This is a genomic window from Bacillus gaemokensis, from assembly GCF_001590835.1.
Classification (GTDB): Bacteria; Bacillota; Bacilli; order Bacillales; family Bacillaceae_G; genus Bacillus_A; species Bacillus_A gaemokensis.
Window position 1 is genome coordinate 13,300 of sequence record NZ_LTAQ01000012.1, and the last position, 24,037, is coordinate 37,336.

Consider the following 24,037-nt stretch of genomic DNA (forward strand, 5'->3'; position numbering starts at 1 on the left):
GGCGCTTTAAGGATAGTTAATCTTAGGAGGAATAAATAATGGGATACAATGCCGGTTCTTACGATGTCATAGTAATCGGTGCAGGTCATGCAGGATGTGAAGCTGGTCTTGCAGCAGCACGAATGGGCTCAAAAACATTAATGTTAACAATTAATTTAGATATGGTAGCCTTTATGCCATGTAACCCTTCTGTTGGTGGACCAGCAAAAGGGATTGTTGTCCGTGAAATCGATGCATTGGGCGGCGAGATGGGACGTAATATTGATAAGACTCACATTCAAATGCGTATGTTGAACACAGGGAAGGGTCCAGCTGTGCGTGCTCTTCGTGCACAGGCTGATAAATTTTCATATCAACATGAATTAAAGAAAACTATTGAAGAGACACCGAATCTAACCTTGAGTCAAGGAATGGTAGAACGCTTAATAGTTGAAGACGATATATGTAAAGGGGTAATTACACAATCGGGTGCTGAATATACAGCGAAAACAGTCGTAATTACAACAGGTACATTTTTACGCGGTGAGATCATTATGGGAGATTTGAAATATTCAAGTGGTCCGAATAATCAGCAACCATCTATTACATTATCAGAGCATTTAGAGGAACTTGGATTAGATCTTGTTAGGTTTAAAACAGGTACGCCTCCTCGTGTAAATAGTAATACGATTGATTATAGTAAGACAGAAATTCAACCAGGTGATGATAAACCACGTGCTTTTTCGTTTGAAACAACAAAATTTATTATGGATCAAATTCCGTGCTGGTTAACATATACGAGTGAAGAGACACATCGTTTAATTGATAGAAATCTACATCGTTCAGCTATGTATTCTGGTATGATTAAAGGAACAGGTCCTCGTTACTGTCCTTCAATTGAAGATAAAGTGGTGCGATTCAATGATAAACCACGTCATCAAATTTTCTTAGAACCAGAGGGGCGTAATACGCAGGAAGTATATGTACAAGGCTTGTCAACGAGCTTACCAGAAGATGTACAACGTGAAATGCTTAAAACGATTCCAGGTTTAGAGAATGTTGAAATGATGCGTACAGGTTATGCAATCGAATATGATGCAATTGTACCAACTCAGTTATGGCCAACACTTGAGACGAAAAAAATTAAAAATTTATATACAGCAGGTCAAATTAACGGTACTTCTGGTTATGAAGAAGCAGCTGGACAAGGAATTATGGCTGGGATTAATGCGGCATGTCGTTCTTTAGGTAAAAAAGAAGTTATTTTAGGTCGTTCGGATGCTTATATTGGTGTATTAATCGATGATCTTGTAACGAAAGGGACAAATGAGCCATATCGCTTATTAACTTCACGTGCTGAATATCGTTTATTACTACGTCATGATAATGCTGACCTTCGTTTAACGGAAATTGGCCATGAAATTGGTTTAATTCCTGATGAAAGATATGAACGTTTTACAGTCAAAAAAGGAAAGATCGAACAAGAAAAGGCACGTTTAGAAAGTCTTATTATTAAACCACGTCCTGAAGTGCAGGAATTGATTCGTAGTATTGGTGGCAGCGAGTTAAAAGATGGTATAAGAGCAAGTGATTTACTACGTCGTACAGAAGTGACATATGAACATATTCGTCTTCTTGTTCCAAGTGAAGTTGAAATTAACGATGAAATCGCAGAACAAGTTGAAATCCAAGTTAAGTATGAGGGATACATTGAAAAGTCCTTACAGCAAGTGGATCGAATGAAAAAGATGGAGAACAAAAAGATTCCTGTAGATATTGATTATGATGCAATTTCCGGAATTGCTTCTGAAGCGAGACAAAAATTAAAAGATGTTCGTCCTCTGTCAATGGGGCAAGCATCCCGTATTTCCGGCGTAAATCCAGCTGATATTTCCATTTTACTTGTGTACATTGAACAAGGAAAAATTGCGCGAGTATCGAACCAATAAATAGTAAGGAGATATGGCAAGATGAACATAGAACAATTCCAATCTATGCTAGGAGAAAGAGGAATTACTCTTTCTCCTAGGCAATTAGAGCAATTCGAAATCTACTTTGAAACGTTAGTAGAATGGAATGAGAAAATGAATTTAACAGCTATTACGGAGAAAGAAGAAGTGTATTTAAAGCACTTTTTCGACTCAATTACGGCTGCTTTTTATTATGATTTTTCGAAACCATTTTCTATTTGTGATGTCGGTGCAGGTGCAGGATTTCCAAGCATTCCATTAAAAATCTGTTTCCCACATTTAAAAATAACAATTGTTGATTCGCTGCAAAAACGCATTAACTTTTTAAATCACTTAGCACAAAAGTTAGAATTAAGTGATGTTGCGTTTTGTCATGATCGCGCTGAAACATTTGGGAAAAAAGAAGATGTACGTGAATCCTATGATATTGTCATGGCTCGTGCTGTAGCTCGTCTATCTGTACTGAGTGAGTTATGTTTACCACTTGTAAAAGTAGGTGGAACATTTATTGCAATGAAAGGCGCGGCTGCCAATGAGGAGATTGAAAATGGTAAGTATGCTTTAGAAGTACTTGGCGGTGAGTTAAAAGTGATGTCTACGTTCCAATTACCATTTGAAGAAAGTGAACGTAACATTTTATCAATTGAGAAAAAGCGCAAAACACCAAAGAAATATCCGCGTAAGCCAGGGACACCAAATAAATTACCTATTGAAAAATAAATCTTATTAGACGTAAGATTAAATTATATAAATGAAAACGTAAATGTTTCATAGGAAACATTTTTATGTAGAACATTCAATAGGCCCAAAGGTGGTGGAATATGTATGAAAAGTACGTTTTCTCGTTTGTTTGGCTTTGGTGATAAAGAGAGCGAATTCGAATTACAAAACGAAAGCCATGAAGAAATAGATGAAAAAATACATGAAGAAATACAACAAATTCCGATAGCTAATATCATCCCCAATCGTTATCAACCACGTACGGTTTTTGATGATGCACGTATTGAAGAACTGGCTCTAACTATTCGCACACATGGACTAATCCAGCCAATTGTTTTGAGGCAATATGAAGAAGATAAGTACGAAATTATTGCCGGGGAAAGACGCTTCCGTGCTGCAACAAAATTAGGATGGGAAAAAGTTCCGTCAATTATTAAAAATTTAAATGATACAGAAACAGCTTCTGTTGCTTTGATCGAGAACTTGCAACGTGAAGAATTAACGGCAATTGAAGAAGCTGTTGCCTATCAAAAGCTGATTGAGTTACATAATTTAACACAAGAGGCATTGGCACAAAGGCTCGGAAAGGGACAATCGACAATCGCAAATAAATTGCGATTATTAAAATTGCCTGAAGAAATTAAAAGGTCATTACTAGAAAAGAGTATTACAGAACGTCATGCTCGTGCCCTTATTCCTTTGAAAAATGAGGAACTACAACTAAAGGTTTTACAAGAAATTGTGGAAAAACAATTGAATGTAAAACAGACTGAAGAGCGTATTGCAAAGCTATTAGAGGAAGTAAAACCAAAGCGTAAAACGAAACAAAAAGCAGTGAGTCGTGATATGCGAATTGCGATGAATACGATTAGGCAATCACTGCAAATGGTTGCAAATAGCGGTTTAAATGTAAATTCGGAAGAAGAGGAATTTGATGAGTATTATCAAATTACGATTAAAATTCCTAAAAAAAAGTAATGGATATATGATAGGGGCCTTATCCTTTTGGATAGGTCTCTTTTACTATATTTTTCTTGTTAAATGAAGAAGGAGTTTAGAAATAAATTTTGAAGTTTAATAAGGACGTAAAAGAAAAAGTTTTATTTCATGTTACAATAAACATAATTATTTTTAGAATAAGATAGAAAGGTTGAAAGTAGGTGACATCATGGGGAAAATCATTGCTATTGCTAATCAAAAAGGCGGTGTTGGAAAAACAACAACATCGGTTAATTTAGGAGCTGGAATGGCACAAGTGGGAAAGAAAGTGCTTCTTGTAGACATCGATGCTCAAGGAAACGCAACGACTGGTGTAGGGATTGAAAAATCTGAATTAGATCAATGTATTTATAATGTTCTTGTAGAAGATGCTGACGTTCGAGGAGTTATACAGAAAACCGCAACTGAAAACTTAGATGTTCTACCCGCTACCATTCAATTGGCAGGTGCAGAAATTGAACTGGTTCCAACCATTTCCCGGGAAGTTCGTTTGCAGAGGGCTTTGCAGTCAATTCGTGACGAATATGATTATATTATTATTGATTGTCCACCATCCTTAGGTTTATTAACAATTAATGCATTAACAGCAGCAGACTCTGTTATTATTCCTGTTCAGTGTGAATACTACGCTTTGGAAGGGTTAAGTCAATTACTAAATACAGTTCGACTTGTGCAAAAACATTTAAATAAAAATTTAGCAATTCAAGGTGTATTGCTAACAATGTTAGATGCACGTACAAATTTAGGGATTCAAGTTATAGATGAAGTAAAAAAATATTTTAGAGATAAAGTATATCGTTCTATTATTCCGCGTAATGTTCGTTTAAGCGAGGCACCAAGTCATGGGAAACCAATTATGCAGTATGATGCTAAATCAAGGGGAGCCGAAGTTTATATAGATTTGGCAGAGGAAGTGATTGCAGGTGGCTAAAGGACTAGGACGAGGAATTAATGCATTTTTTCCTGATTTAGATGTGAAAGAGGAAGAAACAATTCAAGAAATTACAGTAACTGAATTAAGGCCAAACCCCTATCAACCACGTAAGAACTTTCAAGAAGAAGCGATTCAAGAATTGGCCGCATCTATTAAAGAACATGGTATTTTACAACCTTTAATTGTAAGGAAAAGTATTAAAGGATATGAAATTGTTGCTGGAGAACGTAGATACCGGGCTGCAAAAGAGGCGCGTCTTGAAACAGTACCAGCTGTGGTGCGAAGTTTAAACGAACAGCAAATGATGGAATTTGCTCTACTTGAAAATTTACAACGTGAGGACTTAAATCCGATGGAAGAAGCGGTTGCATATCAACTGCTTATGGATGAACTGAGTGTGACCCAAGAACAATTAGCAAAACGTCTTGGGAAAAGTAGACCATATATTGCAAATTATATTCGATTACTTACCCTTCCCTCATTTGTTCAAGAGATGATTGCAAGTGGAAAGTTATCGATGGCGCATGGTAGGACGCTACTTACAATAAAAGATGAAGAACAGTTAAAATCTTTATTAAAACGTATTGAAAAAGAAGGTTTGAATGTTAGACAATTGGAGCAAATTGTTCAACAAATTAATCAGCGAGTTTCACGTGAAACAAAGAAAATACCGAAAGAAAGAAATATATTTTTCGAAGAGCGTGAGACGCTATTAAGAGAAAAATTTGGTACAGGTGTAAAAATTAAAGAAACAAAGAAAGAAAAGGGGAAAATTGAAATAGAATTCTTTAATAAAGAAGATCTAAATCGCATTTTGGAATTATTATCAAAGGAAAATTAAAAGCAAACCATCTTTTTACTTATGGATGGTTTGCTTTTTTTAATGCAGATAGTTTTTGATCGGTTTCTTTTATGCTTTGGGCAATAACATCAGCCATTTTCATCACAAGACTTAATCGTGTATTTTGAAGAACAAAAAACTCCATGAAACCATTTAAGTTTACAATGCCATGTATGTGTAAATTTCCAACTGCTGGTAACTTTTTGTTCATTGCTGCTCCGGGTTTACTAGGTCCTTCGCCAACAGTTATGGAACCGATATTCTGAGATTTCCCAAGACAAGCATCAATTGCGATGATAAAAGATTCTGGATTAGCAGATTGTATTTTCTCAATGCTTTCTTCGAGATTTAGTGCATGAATTGGTTCATCAAGCGTGCCAAAGACATGAAAATTTTGAATGTCCAGCTGTTCGAGTTTTGCTCCGACCAAGGGACCTAGTGCATCACCTGTTGATCGGTCTGTTCCAATACATATTAGAGTGAGGGATGTAGTTTGTTTGATAGGGATATGTGAGAGTAAAAAATCACTAATTTCTTCGGAGGCTCCTGAATCGTGGTGCATAACATTTTGTGATTCTTTTTCAAAAAAAGGTAAGCGAAAACTTCTGATATTCATGAAGCATCCATCCTTTTGATAAATTTGATAATCCAATGTGAAAAATTTCTAGTCATAAGTTTTATTTTAGAAGGTCTTAGTAATTGGGAGATTAATCTTTGGTGTAGAGGAAAAATTTACTTGTGTGAACTGTTTGTAAAACTTGAAATACTAGTACTAGTATATATATAATCACTCCATTTTATACCTTAATCCTAGTGAGTAAATAAAAAATACAATGTAAAAAATTTTTTCAGAAATAGGGAAAACTTCTGATACAATAAAAAATGAATAAAAAGAAAATTTTGTTGGAGAGGTAGAATGATATGAACGTATTAAATCAATGGTTTGATGCCATTAAACGATATTTAATGGACTCAGATCGATGGGAGTATGTTGGGATTGTAACGTTAAAAATTTTGGTTATTTTAATAGCTGGTGCGATAGTAGTGCGCGTTGCGAGAGCGATTGTTAGAAATGCGTTTCGCATGGGAAGTCGCTCACCAATCCAGATTTCAGAACGTCGTACAGTTACGGTAGCTAAGTTACTTGAAAATATTGTAGCATACGTTGTTATGTTTATTATGTTAATTGCAATTCTAGGGGTATTTAATATTAACGCATCAGGTTTATTGGCCGGTGCCGGGGTAATCGGTTTAGCAGTCGGTTTTGGTGCTCAAAGTTTAGTGAAAGATGTTATTACAGGATTGTTTATTTTGTTAGAAGATCAATTTTCAGTTGGTGATTATGTTCGTATTGGTCAAATTGAAGGTGTAGTTTTAGAAATTGGATTGCGTACAACGAAGATAAAAAGTTGGACGGGAGAAGTTCATATTTTACCTAATGGAGGGATTACGCAAGTAACAAACTTTTCTATTAGCAATAGTGTAGCATTTGTTGATGTATCTATCTCCTATGAAGGTGACATAACAAGGGCGGAACAGGTTATTGAAGATTTATTAGAAGAATTACCTGCAAAATATGAAGAAATGGTAGCGAAACCAGAATTGTTAGGAGTTCAAACACTTGCTGCATCTGAAGTTGTATTACGTGTTATTTCTGAAGTAGAACCAATGAAGCATGCGATTATTGCTAGGGCTCTTCGTAAAGAGATTAAAAATCGCCTTGATTTACATGGTATTGAAATTCCATATCCGCGTATGGTTTTATATAATCGTGAAGAGATGAATAGTGCTAAAGCAAATTAGTGGTGAGAGGAGTTTGGAGAGTGGAGCAAAAGCAATATAACTTGTACGATGTTGTGGAAATGAAAAAAGCCCATCCTTGTGGTGCAAATCGTTGGAAAATTATTCGTATGGGAATGGATATCCGCATTAAGTGCGAGGGATGTGGCCATTCGGTAATGATTCCTCGAAGAGAGTTTGATCGTAAGGTGAAAAAGGTGCTTGTAAAGCACGAAGAATAGAAAAAAAGTAACGGTTGTCTCAGGCGACTGTTACTTTTTTTGAATTTTAGGGAACTTGTCATTTTATACGTTACTATCTATAATGATGGAAGATTGAGACATAGGAGTGAAAAATATGGGATTAACGGCTGGGATTGTTGGCTTACCTAACGTAGGAAAATCAACATTATTTAATGCAATTACACAAGCAGGAGCAGAATCTGCAAACTATCCATTCTGTACAATTGATCCGAACGTAGGGATTGTAGAAGTACCAGATGAGCGCTTAAATAAATTAACGGAACTAGTAGAACCGAAAAAAACTGTTCCAACTGTATTTGAATTTACTGATATCGCAGGTATCGTAAAAGGCGCAAGTAAAGGTGAAGGGTTAGGAAATAAGTTCTTATCTCATATTCGCCAGGTAGATGCGATTTGCCAAGTTGTTCGCTGTTTTGAAGATGAAAATATTACACATGTTTCAGGAAAAGTAGATCCAATTGATGATATTGAAACAATCAACTTGGAATTAATTTTAGCGGATTTAGAATCTGTTGATAAGCGCATTGAGCGTGTAGCAAAATTAGCAAGACAAAAGGATAAAGAAGCAGTTTATGAACATGAAATTTTAGTTCGCTTAAAAGAAGCGTTTGAAGAGGGAAAACCAGCTCGTACAGTTGAATTTACTGAAGAGCAAATGAAGGTTGTTAAAGGTCTTCACTTATTGACAACAAAAGAAATGCTTTATGTAGCAAACGTAAGTGAAGATGATATCATGGATCCATCTGAAAATGAATATGTAAAAATCGTAAAAGAATTTGCAGCAAAAGAAAATTCGCAAGTAATTGTTGTATGTGCGAAAATCGAATCAGAAATTGCTGAATTAGATGAGGAAGAGAAAAAGGTCTTCCTTGAAGAGCTAGGTATTGAAGAATCAGGTTTAGACCAGTTAATTCGTGCTGCATATGATTTATTAGGTTTAGCGACTTATTTCACAGCTGGTGTACAAGAAGTACGTGCATGGACGTTTAAACAAGGCATGAAAGCACCGCAATGTGCTGGTGTTATCCATACGGACTTCGAACGTGGATTTATCCGTGCTGAAACAGTTTCATACGATGACTTAATGGAGAACGGTTCTATGACAGCGGCTAAGGAAGCTGGAAAAGTACGTTTAGAAGGAAAAGAGTACATTGTAAAAGACGGAGATGTTATGCACTTCCGCTTTAATGTGTAGTTTTTATTTCCTAGGAAAAAATAAAAATAAAAGTTTGGCAAATATATCATATGTTTGCCAAGCTTTTTATTTATTGGTTAGTTGATTCATCTAACCTACTATGATATAATCTAAACTCGTGAGTAATTACTATAATTAATTGCTCCTTGCCCAATATGGGCCGTTTAGACCAAAAGGAGGTGAAAGTGTAATGAAAAAGTACGAAATCATGTACATCATCCGTCCAAACATGGAGGAAGAAGCTCAAAAAGCTTTAGTTGAGCGCTTCGCAGGCGTTTTAACTAGTAATGGTGCAGAAATCATTAACACGAAAGAGTGGGGTAAGCGTCGTTTAGCTTACGAAATCAACGACTTACGTGATGGTTTCTACGTGATCTTAAACGTAAATTCTAACACAGAAGCTGTTACAGAATTCGATCGTTTAGCTAAGATCAACGAAGACATCATGCGTCACATCGTTGTTAAAAACGAAGAATAATAATTAAGATATATAGGGAGAGTGGTTCGATTGATGAATCGTGTTATCCTCGTTGGTCGTTTAACTAAGGACCCTGACTTACGTTACACGCCCAATGGTGTTGCAGTAGCTACTTTCACGTTAGCTGTGAATCGCGCATTTACGAATCAGCAAGGTGAGCGTGAAGCTGACTTTATTAACTGTGTAATATGGCGTAAACAAGCAGAGAACGTGGCGAATTATTTGAAAAAGGGTAGTTTAGCAGGCGTAGATGGACGTCTTCAAACTCGTAATTACGAGGGACAAGATGGTAAACGTGTATATGTGACAGAAGTTCTTGCGGAGAACGTACAATTTTTAGAGCCGCGTAATGGCGGTGGGGAGCAACGCGGTTCATTCAATCAGCAGCCATCAGGAGCTGGTTACGGTAACCAAGGCTCTAACCCATTTGGTCAATCTAGTAATTCAGGTAACTCAGGTAACTCTGGATTTACAAAGAATGATGATCCATTTTCAAACGTGGGTCAACCGATAGACATTTCGGACGACGATTTACCATTCTAATGGTATAGATCGGTAATTTTAAAACAGAATGGAGGGAAATGAACATGGCAGGAGGACGCAAAGGTGGACGTGCGAAACGTCGTAAGGTGTGTTTCTTCACATCTAACGGTATCACTCGTATCGACTATAAAGATGTAGATTTACTAAAACGCTTTGTTTCTGAACGTGGTAAAATTTTACCTCGTCGTGTAACAGGAACTAGCGCGAAATATCAACGTAAACTAACAGTTGCGATTAAACGTGCTCGTCAAATGGCACTTTTACCATATGTTGGTGAATAGTAGCGTATAAAATGCACAGTAGAGTTTTACTCTACTGTGCATTTTGCTATGCTTTTCTTTTTAGAAAGAGAGGATAAAAGATGAAACGTACAAGGCTCATTACAGAGGGAGCGGTTTTATTAGCAGTTTATGCGGTATTGCTTTTAATATCCCTATATATTCCAGTTGTAAGTACTGTTGCATTATTTGCTTTACCTTTACCGTTTTTGTTGTTTATGGTAAGGTACCCGTTTTCTAGTACGTGTATGCTTTTTACAGCTGCACTTCTTGTTACTATTATTGTTAGTTCGCCGCTTAGTCTTGTGAATACATGTATGTCTGGTTTAATAGGTGTTGCTCTAGGATATATGTATAAAAAGAAAAAAAGACCAGTAGAAATATTGTTAGTTGGAATGCTTGCATATTTGTTTAGTTTTGTTCTTATTTATGTTGTAAGTATAAAACTTTTTAACATAGATTTAATTAAGCAAATGCAAGATGTGTTTAAAGAAGGAATAGAACAAAGTGAGAAGATAATGAAAGTTGCCGGTGCACCGATTACGAAAGAGCAAAAAGATTTATTTGGACAGTTTAGCGATATGATCAGGGTTCTCCTGCCAAGTTTGCTTGTAATGGTTTCTTTCGTCTTTTCTTGGATAACGGTATTGATGGCAGGGAATGTTTTAAGAAGGTTGAAGTATACTGTAACACCCTGGCCTAAGTTTCGAAATATGCAACTGCCAAAAGGGATTGTCTGGTATTACGTTATACTTATTTTGCTTTCGATGTTTATGAAGGTAGAATCAGGTTCATATTTAGATATGGCATTCTCTAATCTATACGCTATCTTTTCATTGTTACTCGTATTTCAAGGTTTTTCATGTATAGCCTTTTTTGTACATTTAAAGGGTTATCCAAAAGCTGTTCCTATTATTATTTTTGTTTTATTTCTGTTTGTTCCTATGTTGTTTCCTCTTGTGACAATCTTAGGTATAATTGATTTAGGCTTTTCTTTACGTTCTAAAATACAATCAAAATAGGTAGAACTTGAGGGTGTTTAATTTGTTCGACTAGCTGATAGTGAAAAGTAAATTCCTTTTTATTTGGGTTAGTTTTACTTTATAGGAGTTGGATACATGCCTGAATTTTATAAGAGACAGAGGTTTTTATATCCTGTTTATGTATTGGCATTTTTTATGTTTGTACTTATTACCATTCTCGGTTATTTTCACTGGATGATGGGGATGGCCGCTTTTTTTATTTTTTGTATTGTCCTCTTTTTTGTCATTCGATTCGAACTTGCCTTCCAGAGGAATTTCGAAAAGTATACAACGGATATGGTTACAAGGGTAAAGAAAGTGAGTAACGAAGCATTTAATCAAATGCCAATCGGTATTTTGTTATACAATAAGGATTATGGAATTGATTGGGCAAATCCTTATTTGTCTTCTTGTTTAGGACAACATTCTTTAGCAGGATGGCATCTCTATGATATATCAGAAACGTTACTTCTTTTTATTAAAGGGGAAACAGCGGATGATATCGTATCTTTAAACAATCGTAAGTTCCGTGTATTTGTAAGAAAAGAAGAAAAATTAATTTACTTCTTCGATGTAACGGAACAAACGGAGATTGAAAAGATGTATGAGGACCAGCGTACGGTTCTAGCGGTCATTTATTTGGATAACTATGACGAAGTGACACAAGGGTTAGATGATCAATTACGCACAAATATAACAAGTCTTGTGACATCACGCTTAAATGAGTGGGCCATTAAATATGGTGCGTATTTAAAACGAGCTTCTTCAGAGAGATTTTTTGTTGTGTTAAATGAAAGTATTTTGACGCAAATGGAGAAAGGAAAGTTCGATATTTTAGATCAAGTACGTGAAGAGACGTCAAAACGAAACATTCCACTTACATTAAGTGTTGGTGTTGGATCAGGTGATTTATCTTTATCGGAACTTGGATCAATGGCGCAGTCTGGTTTAGACCTCGCATTAGGAAGAGGTGGAGACCAAGTAGCTATTAAACAAGCAACGGGTAAAGTGAAATTCTATGGTGGTAAGACGAATCCAGTTGAAAAACGTACACGTGTACGTGCAAGGGTTATCTCTCATGCATTAAAAGATTTAGTATTAGAGAGCAGTAATGTTCTTATAATGGGTCATAGAGCCCCAGATATGGATGCAATTGGTGCAGCTATTGGAATCTTAAAGGTAGCGCAGTTAAACGAGCGTGAAGGATACATCGTATTAGACGAGAATGATTCTGATAAGGGGATCAAACGTTTAATGGATAAAGTTAAACAAAATGAGGATTTATGGTCTCGTTTTATTACACCGCAGCAGGCGATGGAATTTGCAACGGAAGATTCATTACTTGTTGTTGTTGATACGCATAAGCCCTCGATGGTAATGGAGGAAAAACTCCTGCATAAAATTGAAAATGTAGTTGTAATTGACCATCATCGTCGTGGTGAAGAATTTATTGAAGACCCTCTTCTCGTATATATGGAGCCGTATGCTTCTTCGACAGCTGAGCTTGTAACAGAGCTTCTTGAATATCAGCCGAAGCGTTTAAAGATGACGATGTTAGAAGCGACAGCTTTACTTGCGGGCATTATAGTAGATACGAAAAGCTTTACATTTCGTACGGGTGCTCGTACATTTGATGCGGCTTCCTATCTCCGTTCACATGGAGCGGATACAGTTCTGGTACAGGAGCTGTTAAAAGAAGATATGAAGCAATATTTACGAGTTGCAAAAACAATTCAAAATGCGTACATTTATAAAAATGGAATTGCTATTGCTAAAGTAGATGGTGAGGAATATTACGATCAAGTGCTAATTGCACAATCAGCTGATACGTTGCTGACGATGACTGGAATAATAGCTTCATTTGTCATTGCAAAACGTGGGGAAAGTTTTATTGGGATTAGTGGACGTTCTTTAGGAGAAGTGAATGTACAGCTAATCATGGAAAACCTAGGTGGCGGTGGGCACTTAACGAATGCCGCTACACAAATGAAAAATGTAACAGTAGATGAAGCTGAAGATAAACTTCAATTTGTTATTGATGACTATTTACAGGGAGGCATACAATCATGAAGGTGATTTTTCTAAAAGATGTAAAAGGTAAAGGGAAAAAAGGAGAAGTAAAAAACGTACCAGATGGTTATGCGAATAACTTCTTGCTAAAACAAGGGCTAGCTGCTGAAGCGACAAATAGTAGCATGAAGACACTTGATGCACAAAAACGTAAAGAAGAAAAAGATGCAGCAGCTGAGCTTGAAAATGCGAAGAAACTAAAAGAAACTTTAGAACAGTTAACAGTAGAATTGAAAGCAAAATCAGGTGAGGGTGGTCGTTTATTCGGTTCTATTACAAGTAAGCAAATTGTAGACGCGATGCAAAAAGCGCACAATATTAAGTTGGATAAACGTAAGTTTGAAATGGCTGATGCAATCCGTGCATTAGGTTATACAAATGTAACTGTAAAATTGCATCCACAAGTAACAGCAACAGTAAAGGTTCATGTTAGTGAACAATAAAAATAAGTTAGGCAAGGAGGATTGCGTATGAGTGACGTACTTGCTGATCGTACCCCTCCGCATAATATAGAGGCTGAGCAAGCAGTTTTAGGGGCTATCTTTCTCGATCAAGATGCGTTAACTTCGGCTTCAGAACTGCTGCTACCTGAATCTTTCTATCGGACAGCGCACCAAAAGATTTTTCAAGTTATGCTTGGATTATCTGATAAAGGAGAACCAATTGATTTAGTTACCGCAACCGCAGCACTTGCTGATCAGGGGTTGTTAGAAGAAGTTGGTGGTGTTTCTTATTTAGCGGAATTAGCGGAGGCTGTCCCAACAGCAGCTAACGTAGAATATTATGCTCGTATTATCGCTGAAAAATCGCTTTTACGTCGTTTGATTCGAACTGCAACTCACATTGTATCAGATGGTTATGAACGTGAAGATGATGTAGAAGGTTTGTTAAACGAAGCAGAGAAAAAGATACTAGAAGTATCACATCAGACTAATACAAAGGCGTTCCAAAATATTAAGGATGTTCTTGTAGATGCTTATGATAAAATTGAACTTTTGCATAATCAAAAAGGTGAGGTCACAGGAATACCGACTGGATTTACTGAATTAGATAAGATGACGGCAGGATTTCAGCGTAACGATTTAATTATTGTGGCAGCTCGTCCTTCGGTGGGAAAAACGGCTTTTTCATTAAATATCGCGCAGAATGTAGCGACTAAAACAGATGAAAACGTTGCGATTTTCAGTTTAGAGATGGGTGCTGATCAACTTGTCATGCGTATGCTTTGTGCAGAAGGAAACATTGATGCGCAAAGGCTACGTACAGGTTCTTTAACTTCAGACGATTGGGCAAAGTTGACAATGGCAATGGGAAGTCTTTCAAATGCTGGTATATATATCGATGATACACCGGGTATTCGGGTGAGTGAGATCAGGGCGAAATGCCGCAGGCTAAAGCAAGAACAAGGTCTTGGAATGATTCTAATTGACTATTTGCAGCTTATTCAAGGAAGTGGGAAATCAGGTGAAAACCGTCAGCAGGAAGTATCTGAAATTTCCCGTACATTAAAAGGAATCGCACGTGAGCTGCAAGTGCCTGTTATTGCCTTGTCTCAGTTATCTCGTGGCGTTGAATCTCGTCAAGATAAGCGCCCTATGATGTCTGATATTCGTGAATCGGGAAGTATTGAGCAGGACGCCGACATTGTAGCGTTCTTATATCGTGAGGATTACTATGATCGGGAAACGGAAAATAAAAATACGATTGAAATCATTATCGCAAAGCAGCGTAATGGTCCGGTAGGTTCTGTAGAACTTGCGTTTGTGAAGGAATTTAACAAATTCGTAAACTTAGAGCGCCGTTTTGATGATGGACATGCACCACCGGCATAGGGAAAGTATAAAAAAGAAACACATTTCTTATAATAAGATGTGTTTCTTTTTATTTAGTATAAAAGATAGGGCTTTCATAAGGGAAATGAATAATTCTTACGAACGAAAAGTATAAAACATAAAAAAATGTTCGTTTTTAAATTGACTTCTCTTTTCATTTTGGTACAATTATATTGTTTGAAAAGATCGTTTGAAAATTGCGGAGGTGCTTGAATAATGTCTTCAGTAGTAGTTGTAGGAACACAGTGGGGCGATGAAGGAAAAGGTAAAATTACTGACTTTCTTTCTGAGCATGCGGAAGTAGTTGCAAGATATCAAGGTGGAAATAACGCAGGACATACAATTGTTTTTGGCGGCGTTAAGTATAAATTACACTTAATTCCATCGGGTATTTTTTATAAAGAAAAAATTTGTGTAATCGGAAACGGTATGGTAGTTGATCCAAAAGCTTTACTTGTAGAATTAAAATACTTACACGATCGTGGTGTAAGCACTGATAATTTACGTATTAGTAACCGTGCACACGTTATCTTACCTTATCATTTAAAACAAGATGAGTTAGAAGAAGAACGTAAAGGTGACAACAAAATTGGTACAACGAAAAAAGGTATCGGTCCTGCATATATGGACAAAGCTGCACGTACAGGTATCCGTATGGCTGACCTGTTAGATCGTGAGTCATTTAAAGAAAAACTTGAGCGTAATCTTGCGGAAAAAAATCGTTTATTTGAAAAAATGTACGATACAGAAGGATTTAATGCGGAAGAGATTTTCGAAGAATATTTTGAGTATGGTCAACAAATCGCGCAATACGTATGCGATACATCTGTTGTATTAAATGATGCATTAGATGAAGGACGTCGCGTGTTATTTGAAGGTGCACAAGGTGTTATGCTTGATATTGACCAAGGTACGTATCCATTCGTTACATCTTCTAATCCAGTTGCTGGTGGTGTAACAATTGGTTCTGGTGTAGGCCCTTCTAAAATTAACCGTGTTGTAGGTGTATGTAAGGCGTATACAAGCCGTGTTGGTGATGGACCGTTCCCAACGGAACTTCATGATGAAATTGGTCACCAAATCCGTGAAGTTGGCCGTGAATACGGTACAACAACAGGTCGTCCACGTCGCGTTGGTTGGTTTGATAGCGTTGTTGTAAGACACGCTCGTCGTGTAAGTGGTTTAACGGACTTATCATTGAATTCTATTGATGTATTAACAGGTATTCCAACTGTGAAGATTTGTACAGCATACAAATATAATGGTGAAGTAATCGATGAGTTCCCAGCAAACTTAAACATTTTAGCGAAATGTGAACCAGTATATGAAGAACTTCCAGGTTGGACAGAAGATATTACAGGTATGAGAACTTTAGCTGAGCTTCCTGAAAATGCAAGACATTACGTAGAGCGTGTGTCTCAATTAACAGGTATTCCATTATCTATGTTCTCTGTTGGACCAGATCGTAACCAAACAAATATTGTTCGTAACGTATACGGTATCTAATTATTGGCATTGATAAAAAATGCTTTATATTAAAAAAGAGCCCATGTGGATATGGGTTCTTTTCTTGTTTTTATAAAAAATAAGAAAAAAGTATTGCAAAGATAAATGATATTATGATAAGATAACTCTTGTCGTCACGAAAATATGACGTTGGTGAGTATGAGCCATTAGCTCAGTTGGTAGAGCATCTGACTTTTAATCAGAGGGTCGAAGGTTCGAATCCTTCATGGCTCACCATTTTATTTTTCGTGGCCCGTTGGTCAAGTGGTTAAGACACCGCCCTTTCACGGCGGTAACACGGGTTCGAATCCCGTACGGGTCATGTTTTTTTATTTTTATATATTTTGTGGTCCCGTGGTGTAGTGGTTAACATGCCTGCCTGTCACGCAGGAGATCGCCGGTTCGACCCCGGTCGGGACCGCCACTTTTGTTTATACCACCATTAGTGGTTTTATATATATTTTTTGGCTCGGTAGCTCAGTCGGTAGAGCAGAGGACTGAAAATCCTCGTGTCGGCGGTTCGATTCCGTCCCGAGCCACTCTCAGGATATTAAGTGGGCCCACTTAATATCCTTTTTATATTGTTCAATTTTACAAATGAGAGTAGTTATTTTACAATAGAATGAGGAGCCTCTAGCAGTTGAAGCTAGAGGTTTTTCTGTAGATCGTATAGGATTCCGTGTAAAAGTGGATCATACATGATTCTATGAGAATAGAGGAGAAAATACTTAAACAAGGGTGCTGTCATATAGAGGTATACTATATAAACATCAGTATGTTTGAGGATGATTGACCATATTTTTATTAGGAGGAAATAAACGATGATGGGAAAGAAAATCTTAGTCGTTGATGATGAAAAGCCGATTGCAGATATTTTAAAATTCAATTTAGAAAAAGAAGGTTTTGAAATTGTAATGGCACATGATGGCGATGAAGCAATTGAAAAGGCGAACGAAGAACAACCAGATATGGTTTTATTGGATATTATGTTACCTGGAAAAGATGGATTAGAGGTTTGCCGTGAAATACGTAAAAGCTCTGAAATGCCAATTATCATGCTGACTGCAAAAGATTCTGAAATTGATAAGGTATTGGGACTTGAGCTTGGTGCAGATGATTATGTAACAAAGCCATTTAGTACGAGAGAATTGTTGGCACGTGTAAAGGCAAACTTACGCCGTCATCAACAGGGCGGATCTGCAGAAAAAGAAGAGAATACAGAAATGGTTATTGGACCAATTGTCATTAATCCAAATGCATATAGTGTAACGAAACGAGAAGAAAATATCGAACTTACACATCGTGAATTTGAATTGCTTCATTATTTAGCAAAGCATTTAGGACAAGTTATGACACGTGAGCATTTATTACAAACAGTGTGGGGGTATGATTACTTTGGTGATGTACGTACAGTAGATGTAACGGTACGTCGTTTACGTGAAAAAATTGAAGATAATCCGAGTCATCCCACTCTAATTGTAACAAGACGTGGAGTAGGTTATTACTTGCGTGATCCAGAGCAGGAATAGTATATGAAGAAAGTTGGCTTCTTTCAATCAATTCATTTAAAGTTTGTACTTATATATATGCTATTAATTTTAATAGCAATGCAGGTTATTGGTGTATATTTTGTTCGAGAGCTGGAGAAAAGTCTCGTACAAAGTTTTAAAGACTCTTTAACGCAGCAAACCAATTTACTTTCGTATAACTTAAAGCAGGAGTTTACAAAAGAGCGTGAAAAAACGGATCCGATTTTAGAAGAAGCTCTTAAAACGTCAATTACTGATTTTGCATCAGACAGAAAAAAGGACATTCAAGAAGTGAGCGTTATTGATCCGAATAGACGTCTATTAGCGATATCTAATCCCTCGCCTTCTAAACAAAGTAGGGTAGGTAGGACATCAACAGATATATCTGTTCAACGGGCTATTGTGCAAAAGAAGGCGGAAGGAAAGATTGAGAAAGATAGAAATACTGGCCACCGCGTTCAAGTTATGGCAACTCCGATTGAAGGAGATAAGGGAAAAATAATTGGTGTCATTTATATTGTTGCTTCTATGGAAGATGTTTATAAACAGATGAAGGATATCAATCAGATTTTTGCGACTGGAACAGTGATTGCCTTATTAGTAACAGCAGTTCTAGGGATTTTATTAGCTCAAACAATTACTAGACCAATTTCAGATATGCGAAGACAAGCAATTGAGATGGCGAAAGGAAATTACTCGCGTAAAGTAAAAGTGCATAGCCATGATGAAATTGGGCAATTGGCGCTATCTTTTAATAACTTATCAAAAAAATTGCAACAAGCACGCTCTTCTACGGAGAGTGAAAGACGTAAGCTGTCATCTGTTTTATCGCATATGACAGATGGTGTAATTGCTACAGATCGAAAAGGGGATATCATTTTATTAAATGATCCTGCTGAAAAAATGTTAAATGTTTCGCGTGAAACAGCACTTGATCAGTCTGTGTTAGAAGTATTAGGTATTCAAGAAGAGTTTACACTCGATCATTTATATGAAGAACCCGATTCCGTATTATTAGATTTCAGTACGCGAAATGAACCATATATATTGCGTGCTAGTTTTTCTGTTATCCAAAAAGATACGGGGAAAGCAAATGGTTTAATCGCTGTATTGTATGATGTGACTGAGCAAGAGCGTATTGACCGTGAGCGACGGGAGTTTGTCGCAAATGTATCACATGAGCTACGAACGCCTCTAACAACGATGCGCAGTTACTTAGAAGCGCTGAGTGAAGGTGCATGGCAAGATCCGAATATTGCACCGCAATTTTTAACGGTTACACAAGAAGAAACGGAAAGAATGATTCGACTTGTAAATGCACTGTTACAGTTGTCTAAATTAGATAGTACAGAACATCGTTTAATGAAAGAATGGGTTGATTTCACAGACTTCTTTAATAATGTTATTGATCGTTTTGAAATGTCGAAGGAACAAAATGTCGTTTTTAAACGCTCATTCTCTAAAAAGTCCCGATTCATTGATATGGATGCGGATAAAATTACACAGGTTCTATATAACATTATTTCAAATGCGTTAAAGTATTCTCCTGAAGGTGGAACGGTAACATATCGTTTGCGTGATCGAGAGGATATGCTAGAAATTAGTGTGAGTGACCAAGGTATGGGAATTCCAAAAGAAAATGTAGATAAGGTTTTTGAGCGTTTTTATCGTGTGGATAAAGCGCGTTCAAGACAGATGGGTGGAACAGGTCTAGGTTTAGCTATCGCTAAAGAAATGATTGAGGCACATGGTGGATCTATTTGGGCGAAAAGTGAGGAAGGAAAAGGGACAACTATTTATTTCACCCTTCCAATGGTGAAGGAAGAAGAGGACGATTGGGAATGAATATGGAAAACTTTAAAACCATTGTTCTAATTAATTTAGTTGTCATTAGTTTGTTTCTTACCTTTAATTTATGGACGTATGTACCTGATTCTCATTCGATGCAAAGTACAAAGTTTGTTCAAGGTAATGCAGCCGCACAAAAGCAAGATGTTTCTAATGTAATCGTCCCATCTTCTATGGTTGTTCATAAAGATAAGAAGCATTTCGTAAGTGAAAAGAAAGAGAATATAAACTTGTTATTTGAAGTTATGGAGAGAGGGCAATTACACGATTTTAAGGAAATCTCTAGTTCGATCCCTAAAAGTGAATTTCTCTCTTATGTGCATGAGGAAGGAAAAATTGAAATTATCTTCCCGACAGATATTCCGTTTGATGCGCTTAGAGGTATTTTAACAATTAAGGATAAAAAATTGGATATGTTCAGTTTTGATCGTATTATTATTGATACATCGAGAAGTCGCGATCAAAATATTGATGTGAATTTTGTCTCGTATAGTAATCGTAAAATATATAAAATGACATTAACAGGCTTGAATCTAAGAGATATTGTAAATGTACAAAACCAATTTATTTCATTAGCAAGACCGTATTTTGATTATCAAATAAACGATACGAAAAAAATCTTCTTACCAGATGACACAACAGAAATGAGAGATTTGTTGTATATTACGACAGAGATGGGAGTGGATTCATTCAAAAATGCACTATTTAGTGATCCACGTTATTTAACTCCTATCTCTACTGAATTAGAAGAAACGTATACAGATGGTATTCGTCTTATGCAAATAAGTGAGCCGCATCGAATGCTGAAATATACAAATTCATCGGTAGCTAATGGTGCACGTATGTACGGCACGCTTCTTATGCAAAAAAGTTTTGAATTTGCTAATAGTCATAGTGGTTTAACTAATGGATACAGATTTGACTATATAAACTCTAAGGGAAAAACAAAATTCCGTTTGTATGAAGAAGATTTACCTGTATTTAACCGAGAAGGAATGACTGAATTAACACAAGTATGGGGAGCAGAAGAGTTAATTAGCTATAAACGACCATTGTTTAATTTGGTAATTGATAAAGCTGGAGATACAAAGACGGTGCTTCCAAATGGCCAGACAGTTATTCAATCCCTAGAAAAAAATTCGAAAATAGATAAAAAGTTAATTCAAGATATAGGAATCGGTTATAAATTAGTAACAGAAAATGGGCCGAATGGACCAAATGGACAAGTTAAAAATGGGATTTTAAAACCCATTTGGTATGTAACCTATGGTGAGGATAGTCAAACATATGAGTGGAGTGAAGAGAAGGAGGGAGATCTAAGTGGACTGGAATCGGATTAAAACAATATTTATTGTTACCTTCTTTATCTTAGACCTCTTCCTTGTTTTTCAATTCATTCAAAAACAAGATAGTGACCAATTAGAACTTATGACAGAAACAAAAGTCGAACAGCAGTTAAAAGACGATAAAATTACCACTGTTGATTTGCCAAAAGAACCGAAGAAGGATTCGTTTATTACAGCGAAAAATAAGGAATTTAAAGAGGAGGATATTCGCTCTTTAAAAAACCAAACGGTTACTTTACAAGATATAAACACAATTGGAAGTATATTGAAGGAACCGTTGTTAAATACTAAAACACTGTCTAAAGATAAATATAATGAATTTTTGAAAAGCTATGTGTTAGATGGTCAAAAATATGAGTTTGGTAAAATAGAAGGATCTAAAATCTATTTCTTTCAAAAATATAAAGATAAACCCATCTTTTACAATGACCACGGGATGGTCGTCGTGGAGTTAAATGAAAAAGGTGACTTGGTTTCATATACACAAACAATGTTAACTGATTTGAAAGAGATGGGCGAGAGTGAAAAAGCAAAAGAGCAAGAGATTATTACAGCTCAAACAGCTTTGGAGAATTTATATTTTAAGAATCAATTAAAGCAAAATACACATTTTAAAGAGGCGCAGATTGGATATGCAACGCTTGTTGCATCTTCTATTTCTAATATACAAGTACTTGCTCCAACATGGAATTTAAAAACAGATCGAAAAGTGGATTATTTTGTGAACGCCATTGAGGGACAAGTTATTAAATTAGGAAAAGAAAAGGAAAACGAGAAAATAATGGAGTGAGCAAAAATGAGTTTGCATTTTAGTGTACTTGCAAGTGGTAGTACAGGAAATGCGCTATATGTAGGGACTGAGAAACAAAAGTTGCTCGTTGACGCAGGTTTGAGTGGAAAGGCGACAGAAGCTTTATTCCAGCAAGCCGAATTAAATATTCAAGACATATCGGGTATTCTCGTTACGCACGAGCATAGTGATCATATTAAAGGTCTCGGTGTTTTAGCACGTAAGTATCAGCTACCTGTATATGCAAATGAAAAAACGTGGAATGCTATGGAACATTTAATTGGTAACATTCCAACTGACCAAAAGTTTATCTTCTCAATTGGAGATGTGAAAACGTTTGGAGATATTGAAGTAGAGTCATTTGGGGTATCTCATGATGCAGCAGAACCAATGTTTTATGCATTCCATCATAATGGTAGGAAACTAGCCCTTATTACCGATACAGGTTATGTAAGTGATCGTATGAAAGGTATTATTAAGGGAGCGAACGCATTTGTATTTGAAAGCAATCATGACGTTGAAATGCTTCGTATGGGACGATACCCATGGAGTATAAAACGACGTATCTTAAGTGATGTAGGTCACGTTTGTAATGAAGATGCTGCCCTTGCAATGACAGATGTTATCACGGACGAGACGAAACATATTTATTTAGCGCATTTAAGTTTAGATAATAACATGAAAGAATTAGCACGTATGTCAGTGACGCAGGTACTAGAAGAAAAAGGTTTTGCAGTTGGGAATGAATTTGAAATACATGATACTGACCCAAAGAATCCGACGAAAATTCAATACGTATAATTCTTGATTTTAGTAAACAATAAAGGTAAATATAGTTGTTTTCAGGAAGATAGGTGAACAAGTATGTCCTTTATTGATGAAGAAGAATTTCGTATGAAACGGACAGATAAAAGGAAGCGTAAAGGTATCATTATTTCTAGCATAACAGGAACAATTGTGGGGGCTTCATTATTTGCCTTTGGAGCCCCGTTATTTTTTGATTATAACTCAGGTAATTTGCAGCAAGCTGAAGCAAGCGAAGAGAATCTATCAGTAACGCAATCGCAAAAAGGTTCAGTACAAGCGAACCATTCTGGCTTTGTAGATGCTGTTGATCGTGCATCAGAAGCGGTTGTTGGTGTGATTAATATTCAACGTGATAATTTTTCAGAAGCCGATTCAGAAGCTGGGACAGGGTCAGGTGTAATCTATAAGAAAACAAATGGTCATGCTTATGTTGTAACGAACCACCATGTTGTTGCGGGAGCAAATCGTATTGAGGTGAGCTTAAGTGATGGCAAAAAAATCCCTGGTAAAGTACTAGGTAGTGATGTAGTTACAGACTTAGCTGTTTTAGAAATTGATGCAGGTCCTGTAAAAAAAGTGATTGAAATTGGTAATTCTAATACAGTTCGTCGTGGTGAAGCGGTGATTGCAATCGGAAATCCACTTGGATTACAATTCTCAGGTACAGTAACACAGGGGATTATTTCTGCTAATGAGCGAATTGTTCCTGTAGATTTAGACCAAGATGGACATTACGATTGGCAAGTAGAAGTCTTACAAACAGATGCTGCCATTAATCCAGGTAATAGTGGTGGTGCGCTCGTAAATGTGGCGGGGCAATTAATTGGAATTAACTCAATGAAAATTGCAGCAAAAGAGGTAGAAGGAATTGGATTAGCTATTCCTGTTACGAGAGCAGTTCCTGTGATGAGTGAACTTGAAAAGTACGGGAAGGTAAGACGACCTTATGTTGGAATTGAGCTTAGATCTTTAAATGAAATTCCGAATTATTACTGGTCTAAAACGTTGCATTTGCCAAGCAGTGTAACAGACGGCGTGTGCATTTTAGATGCTAAAAGTCCATCTCCTGGTGCAGATGCGGGATTACGAGAACATGATGTAATCGTAGCAATTGATGGGAAGCCAGTACATGATATTATTGGATTTAGGACCGTTTTATATAATAAAAAAATCGGTGATAAAATGACACTTACATTGTATCGTGGTACAAAACGGGTAACAACGACAGTGAAATTAGGCAGTCAAAAGTATTAAAAAACAGGAGGGTTGCCCTCCTGTTTTCTATTGTGGAAAAGTGAGGTGAGAAAT

At 36.6% G+C, this 24,037-nt stretch carries 23 protein-coding genes and 4 tRNA genes; 26 read left to right on the forward strand and 1 reads right to left on the reverse strand.

Annotated features, from left to right (window positions below):
• Positions 1–38 precede the first annotated feature (38 nt).
• The 5 genes from mnmG (at position 39) to AZF08_RS11315 (ending at position 5,443) form a co-directional block, all read left to right on the forward strand.
• Entirely contained in the window at positions 39–1,928 is a 1,890-nt protein-coding gene (gene mnmG / locus AZF08_RS11295; protein WP_033673549.1) for a tRNA uridine-5-carboxymethylaminomethyl(34) synthesis enzyme MnmG, read from the forward strand.
• A 21-nt stretch (positions 1,929–1,949) separates the two neighbouring features.
• Positions 1,950–2,669: a 16S rRNA (guanine(527)-N(7))-methyltransferase RsmG gene (gene rsmG / locus AZF08_RS11300; RefSeq protein WP_033673548.1), complete on the forward strand. Its 720-nt coding sequence runs from the start codon at positions 1,950–1,952 to the stop codon at positions 2,667–2,669.
• Between the two features lie 105 nt (positions 2,670–2,774).
• Positions 2,775–3,647 (forward strand): nucleoid occlusion protein, encoded by an 873-nt coding sequence (gene noc / locus AZF08_RS11305; protein ID WP_033673547.1) that lies wholly within the window; start codon positions 2,775–2,777, stop codon positions 3,645–3,647.
• A 190-nt stretch (positions 3,648–3,837) separates the two neighbouring features.
• Positions 3,838–4,599 carry a sporulation initiation inhibitor protein Soj gene (gene soj / locus AZF08_RS11310; protein WP_033673546.1) on the forward strand — a complete coding sequence of 254 codons (762 nt, stop codon included), beginning with the start codon at positions 3,838–3,840 and terminating at the stop codon, positions 4,597–4,599.
• Complete coding sequence (locus tag AZF08_RS11315) at positions 4,592–5,443, forward strand: ParB/RepB/Spo0J family partition protein (protein WP_153019520.1); 852 nt, start codon at positions 4,592–4,594, stop codon at positions 5,441–5,443. The genes soj and AZF08_RS11315 overlap by 8 nt, the downstream gene beginning before the upstream one ends.
• 19 nt (positions 5,444–5,462) lie before the next feature.
• On the opposite strand, the gene yyaC is transcribed toward AZF08_RS11315, so the two are convergent.
• Positions 5,463–6,059, reverse strand: coding sequence for a spore protease YyaC (yyaC, locus tag AZF08_RS11320; protein ID WP_033673544.1), 597 nt, complete (start codon positions 6,057–6,059; stop codon positions 5,463–5,465).
• 305 nt (positions 6,060–6,364) lie between these two features.
• Here yyaC and AZF08_RS11325 point away from each other — a divergent pair, with 305 nt between their 5' ends.
• The 21 genes from AZF08_RS11325 to AZF08_RS11425 all read left to right on the forward strand — a co-directional run bounded on the left by AZF08_RS11325 (position 6,365) and on the right by AZF08_RS11425 (position 23,983).
• Entirely contained in the window at positions 6,365–7,246 is an 882-nt protein-coding gene (locus AZF08_RS11325) for a mechanosensitive ion channel family protein (RefSeq protein ID WP_033673543.1), read from the forward strand.
• Between the two features lie 20 nt (positions 7,247–7,266).
• Complete coding sequence (locus AZF08_RS11330) at positions 7,267–7,464, forward strand: DUF951 domain-containing protein (RefSeq protein WP_033673542.1); 198 nt, start codon at positions 7,267–7,269, stop codon at positions 7,462–7,464.
• Positions 7,465–7,579: 115 nt separating this feature from the next.
• Positions 7,580–8,680 carry a redox-regulated ATPase YchF gene (gene ychF / locus AZF08_RS11335; RefSeq protein WP_033673541.1) on the forward strand — a complete coding sequence of 367 codons (1,101 nt, stop codon included), beginning with the start codon at positions 7,580–7,582 and terminating at the stop codon, positions 8,678–8,680.
• A gap of 190 nt (positions 8,681–8,870) precedes the next feature.
• Positions 8,871–9,158, forward strand: a complete 288-nt coding sequence (gene rpsF / locus AZF08_RS11340) for a 30S ribosomal protein S6 (protein WP_033673540.1) — start codon at positions 8,871–8,873, stop codon at positions 9,156–9,158.
• 30 nt (positions 9,159–9,188) lie between these two features.
• Positions 9,189–9,701 (forward strand): single-stranded DNA-binding protein, encoded by a 513-nt coding sequence (gene ssb / locus AZF08_RS11345; RefSeq protein WP_033673539.1) that lies wholly within the window; start codon positions 9,189–9,191, stop codon positions 9,699–9,701.
• A gap of 44 nt (positions 9,702–9,745) precedes the next feature.
• Positions 9,746–9,982: a 30S ribosomal protein S18 gene (gene rpsR, locus AZF08_RS11350; RefSeq protein WP_020059677.1), complete on the forward strand. Its 237-nt coding sequence runs from the start codon at positions 9,746–9,748 to the stop codon at positions 9,980–9,982.
• Between the two features lie 80 nt (positions 9,983–10,062).
• On the forward strand, positions 10,063–11,001 hold the full coding sequence (locus AZF08_RS11355) for a YybS family protein (protein WP_033673538.1): 939 nt from the start codon (positions 10,063–10,065) through the stop codon (positions 10,999–11,001).
• A 96-nt stretch (positions 11,002–11,097) separates the two neighbouring features.
• On the forward strand, positions 11,098–13,071 hold the full coding sequence (locus AZF08_RS11360; protein WP_033673537.1) for a DHH family phosphoesterase: 1,974 nt from the start codon (positions 11,098–11,100) through the stop codon (positions 13,069–13,071).
• Complete coding sequence (gene rplI / locus AZF08_RS11365; RefSeq protein ID WP_033673536.1) at positions 13,068–13,514, forward strand: 50S ribosomal protein L9; 447 nt, start codon at positions 13,068–13,070, stop codon at positions 13,512–13,514. Before AZF08_RS11360 ends, rplI begins: the two co-directional genes overlap by 4 nt.
• A 27-nt stretch (positions 13,515–13,541) precedes the next feature.
• Positions 13,542–14,903, forward strand: coding sequence for a replicative DNA helicase (gene dnaB / locus AZF08_RS11370; RefSeq protein ID WP_033673535.1), 1,362 nt, complete (start codon positions 13,542–13,544; stop codon positions 14,901–14,903).
• Between the two features lie 216 nt (positions 14,904–15,119).
• Entirely contained in the window at positions 15,120–16,409 is a 1,290-nt protein-coding gene (locus AZF08_RS11375; RefSeq protein WP_033673534.1) for an adenylosuccinate synthase, read from the forward strand.
• Between the two features lie 161 nt (positions 16,410–16,570).
• Positions 16,571–16,646 (forward strand) — tRNA-Lys (locus AZF08_RS11380).
• Between the two features lie 13 nt (positions 16,647–16,659).
• Positions 16,660–16,731: transfer RNA gene (locus AZF08_RS11385), tRNA-Glu, on the forward strand.
• 26 nt (positions 16,732–16,757) lie between these two features.
• Positions 16,758–16,833 (forward strand) — tRNA-Asp (locus AZF08_RS11390).
• 42 nt (positions 16,834–16,875) lie between these two features.
• A tRNA-Phe gene (locus tag AZF08_RS11395) sits at positions 16,876–16,948 on the forward strand.
• A 282-nt stretch (positions 16,949–17,230) separates the two neighbouring features.
• The gene (walR, locus tag AZF08_RS11400) at positions 17,231–17,938 is read left to right on the forward strand and encodes a cell wall metabolism DNA-binding response regulator WalR (protein WP_000971869.1); all 708 of its coding nucleotides are present in this window, start codon (positions 17,231–17,233) and stop codon (positions 17,936–17,938) included.
• Positions 17,939–17,941: 3 nt separating this feature from the next.
• Positions 17,942–19,783: a cell wall metabolism sensor histidine kinase WalK gene (gene walK, locus AZF08_RS11405; protein ID WP_033673533.1), complete on the forward strand. Its 1,842-nt coding sequence runs from the start codon at positions 17,942–17,944 to the stop codon at positions 19,781–19,783.
• On the forward strand, positions 19,780–21,126 hold the full coding sequence (locus AZF08_RS11410; RefSeq protein ID WP_033673532.1) for a YycH family regulatory protein: 1,347 nt from the start codon (positions 19,780–19,782) through the stop codon (positions 21,124–21,126). Before walK ends, AZF08_RS11410 begins: the two co-directional genes overlap by 4 nt.
• Positions 21,107–21,922, forward strand: a complete 816-nt coding sequence (locus tag AZF08_RS11415; protein WP_153019521.1) for a two-component system regulatory protein YycI — start codon at positions 21,107–21,109, stop codon at positions 21,920–21,922. Before AZF08_RS11410 ends, AZF08_RS11415 begins: the two co-directional genes overlap by 20 nt.
• A 6-nt stretch (positions 21,923–21,928) precedes the next feature.
• A complete protein-coding gene (locus AZF08_RS11420; protein WP_033673531.1) occupies positions 21,929–22,723 on the forward strand; it encodes an MBL fold metallo-hydrolase in 795 nt (264 codons plus the stop codon).
• 63 nt (positions 22,724–22,786) lie between these two features.
• Positions 22,787–23,983, forward strand: coding sequence for a S1C family serine protease (locus AZF08_RS11425; RefSeq protein WP_033673530.1), 1,197 nt, complete (start codon positions 22,787–22,789; stop codon positions 23,981–23,983).
• Positions 23,984–24,037: the final 54 nt, after the last annotated feature.

What these genes read in the sequence shown, in the direction of transcription:
- mnmG (WP_033673549.1), top strand. Translation starts at nt 39, where the DNA reads ATGGGATACAATGCCGGTTCTTACGATGTCATAGTAATCGGTGCAGGT.
- rsmG (WP_033673548.1), top strand. Translation starts at nt 1,950, where the DNA reads ATGAACATAGAACAATTCCAATCTATGCTAGGAGAAAGAGGAATTACT.
- noc (WP_033673547.1), top strand. Translation starts at nt 2,775, where the DNA reads ATGAAAAGTACGTTTTCTCGTTTGTTTGGCTTTGGTGATAAAGAGAGC.
- soj (WP_033673546.1), top strand. Translation starts at nt 3,838, where the DNA reads ATGGGGAAAATCATTGCTATTGCTAATCAAAAAGGCGGTGTTGGAAAA.
- yyaC (WP_033673544.1), bottom strand. Translation starts at nt 6,059, where the DNA reads ATGAATATCAGAAGTTTTCGCTTACCTTTTTTTGAAAAAGAATCACAA.
- AZF08_RS11325 (WP_033673543.1), top strand. Translation starts at nt 6,365, where the DNA reads ATGAACGTATTAAATCAATGGTTTGATGCCATTAAACGATATTTAATG.
- ychF (WP_033673541.1), top strand. Translation starts at nt 7,580, where the DNA reads ATGGGATTAACGGCTGGGATTGTTGGCTTACCTAACGTAGGAAAATCA.
- rpsF (WP_033673540.1), top strand. Translation starts at nt 8,871, where the DNA reads ATGAAAAAGTACGAAATCATGTACATCATCCGTCCAAACATGGAGGAA.
- rpsR (WP_020059677.1), top strand. Translation starts at nt 9,746, where the DNA reads ATGGCAGGAGGACGCAAAGGTGGACGTGCGAAACGTCGTAAGGTGTGT.
- AZF08_RS11355 (WP_033673538.1), top strand. Translation starts at nt 10,063, where the DNA reads ATGAAACGTACAAGGCTCATTACAGAGGGAGCGGTTTTATTAGCAGTT.
- AZF08_RS11360 (WP_033673537.1), top strand. Translation starts at nt 11,098, where the DNA reads ATGCCTGAATTTTATAAGAGACAGAGGTTTTTATATCCTGTTTATGTA.
- rplI (WP_033673536.1), top strand. Translation starts at nt 13,068, where the DNA reads ATGAAGGTGATTTTTCTAAAAGATGTAAAAGGTAAAGGGAAAAAAGGA.
- dnaB (WP_033673535.1), top strand. Translation starts at nt 13,542, where the DNA reads ATGAGTGACGTACTTGCTGATCGTACCCCTCCGCATAATATAGAGGCT.
- AZF08_RS11375 (WP_033673534.1), top strand. Translation starts at nt 15,120, where the DNA reads ATGTCTTCAGTAGTAGTTGTAGGAACACAGTGGGGCGATGAAGGAAAA.
- walR (WP_000971869.1), top strand. Translation starts at nt 17,231, where the DNA reads ATGATGGGAAAGAAAATCTTAGTCGTTGATGATGAAAAGCCGATTGCA.
- walK (WP_033673533.1), top strand. Translation starts at nt 17,942, where the DNA reads ATGAAGAAAGTTGGCTTCTTTCAATCAATTCATTTAAAGTTTGTACTT.
- AZF08_RS11410 (WP_033673532.1), top strand. Translation starts at nt 19,780, where the DNA reads ATGAATATGGAAAACTTTAAAACCATTGTTCTAATTAATTTAGTTGTC.
- AZF08_RS11420 (WP_033673531.1), top strand. Translation starts at nt 21,929, where the DNA reads ATGAGTTTGCATTTTAGTGTACTTGCAAGTGGTAGTACAGGAAATGCG.
- AZF08_RS11425 (WP_033673530.1), top strand. Translation starts at nt 22,787, where the DNA reads ATGTCCTTTATTGATGAAGAAGAATTTCGTATGAAACGGACAGATAAA.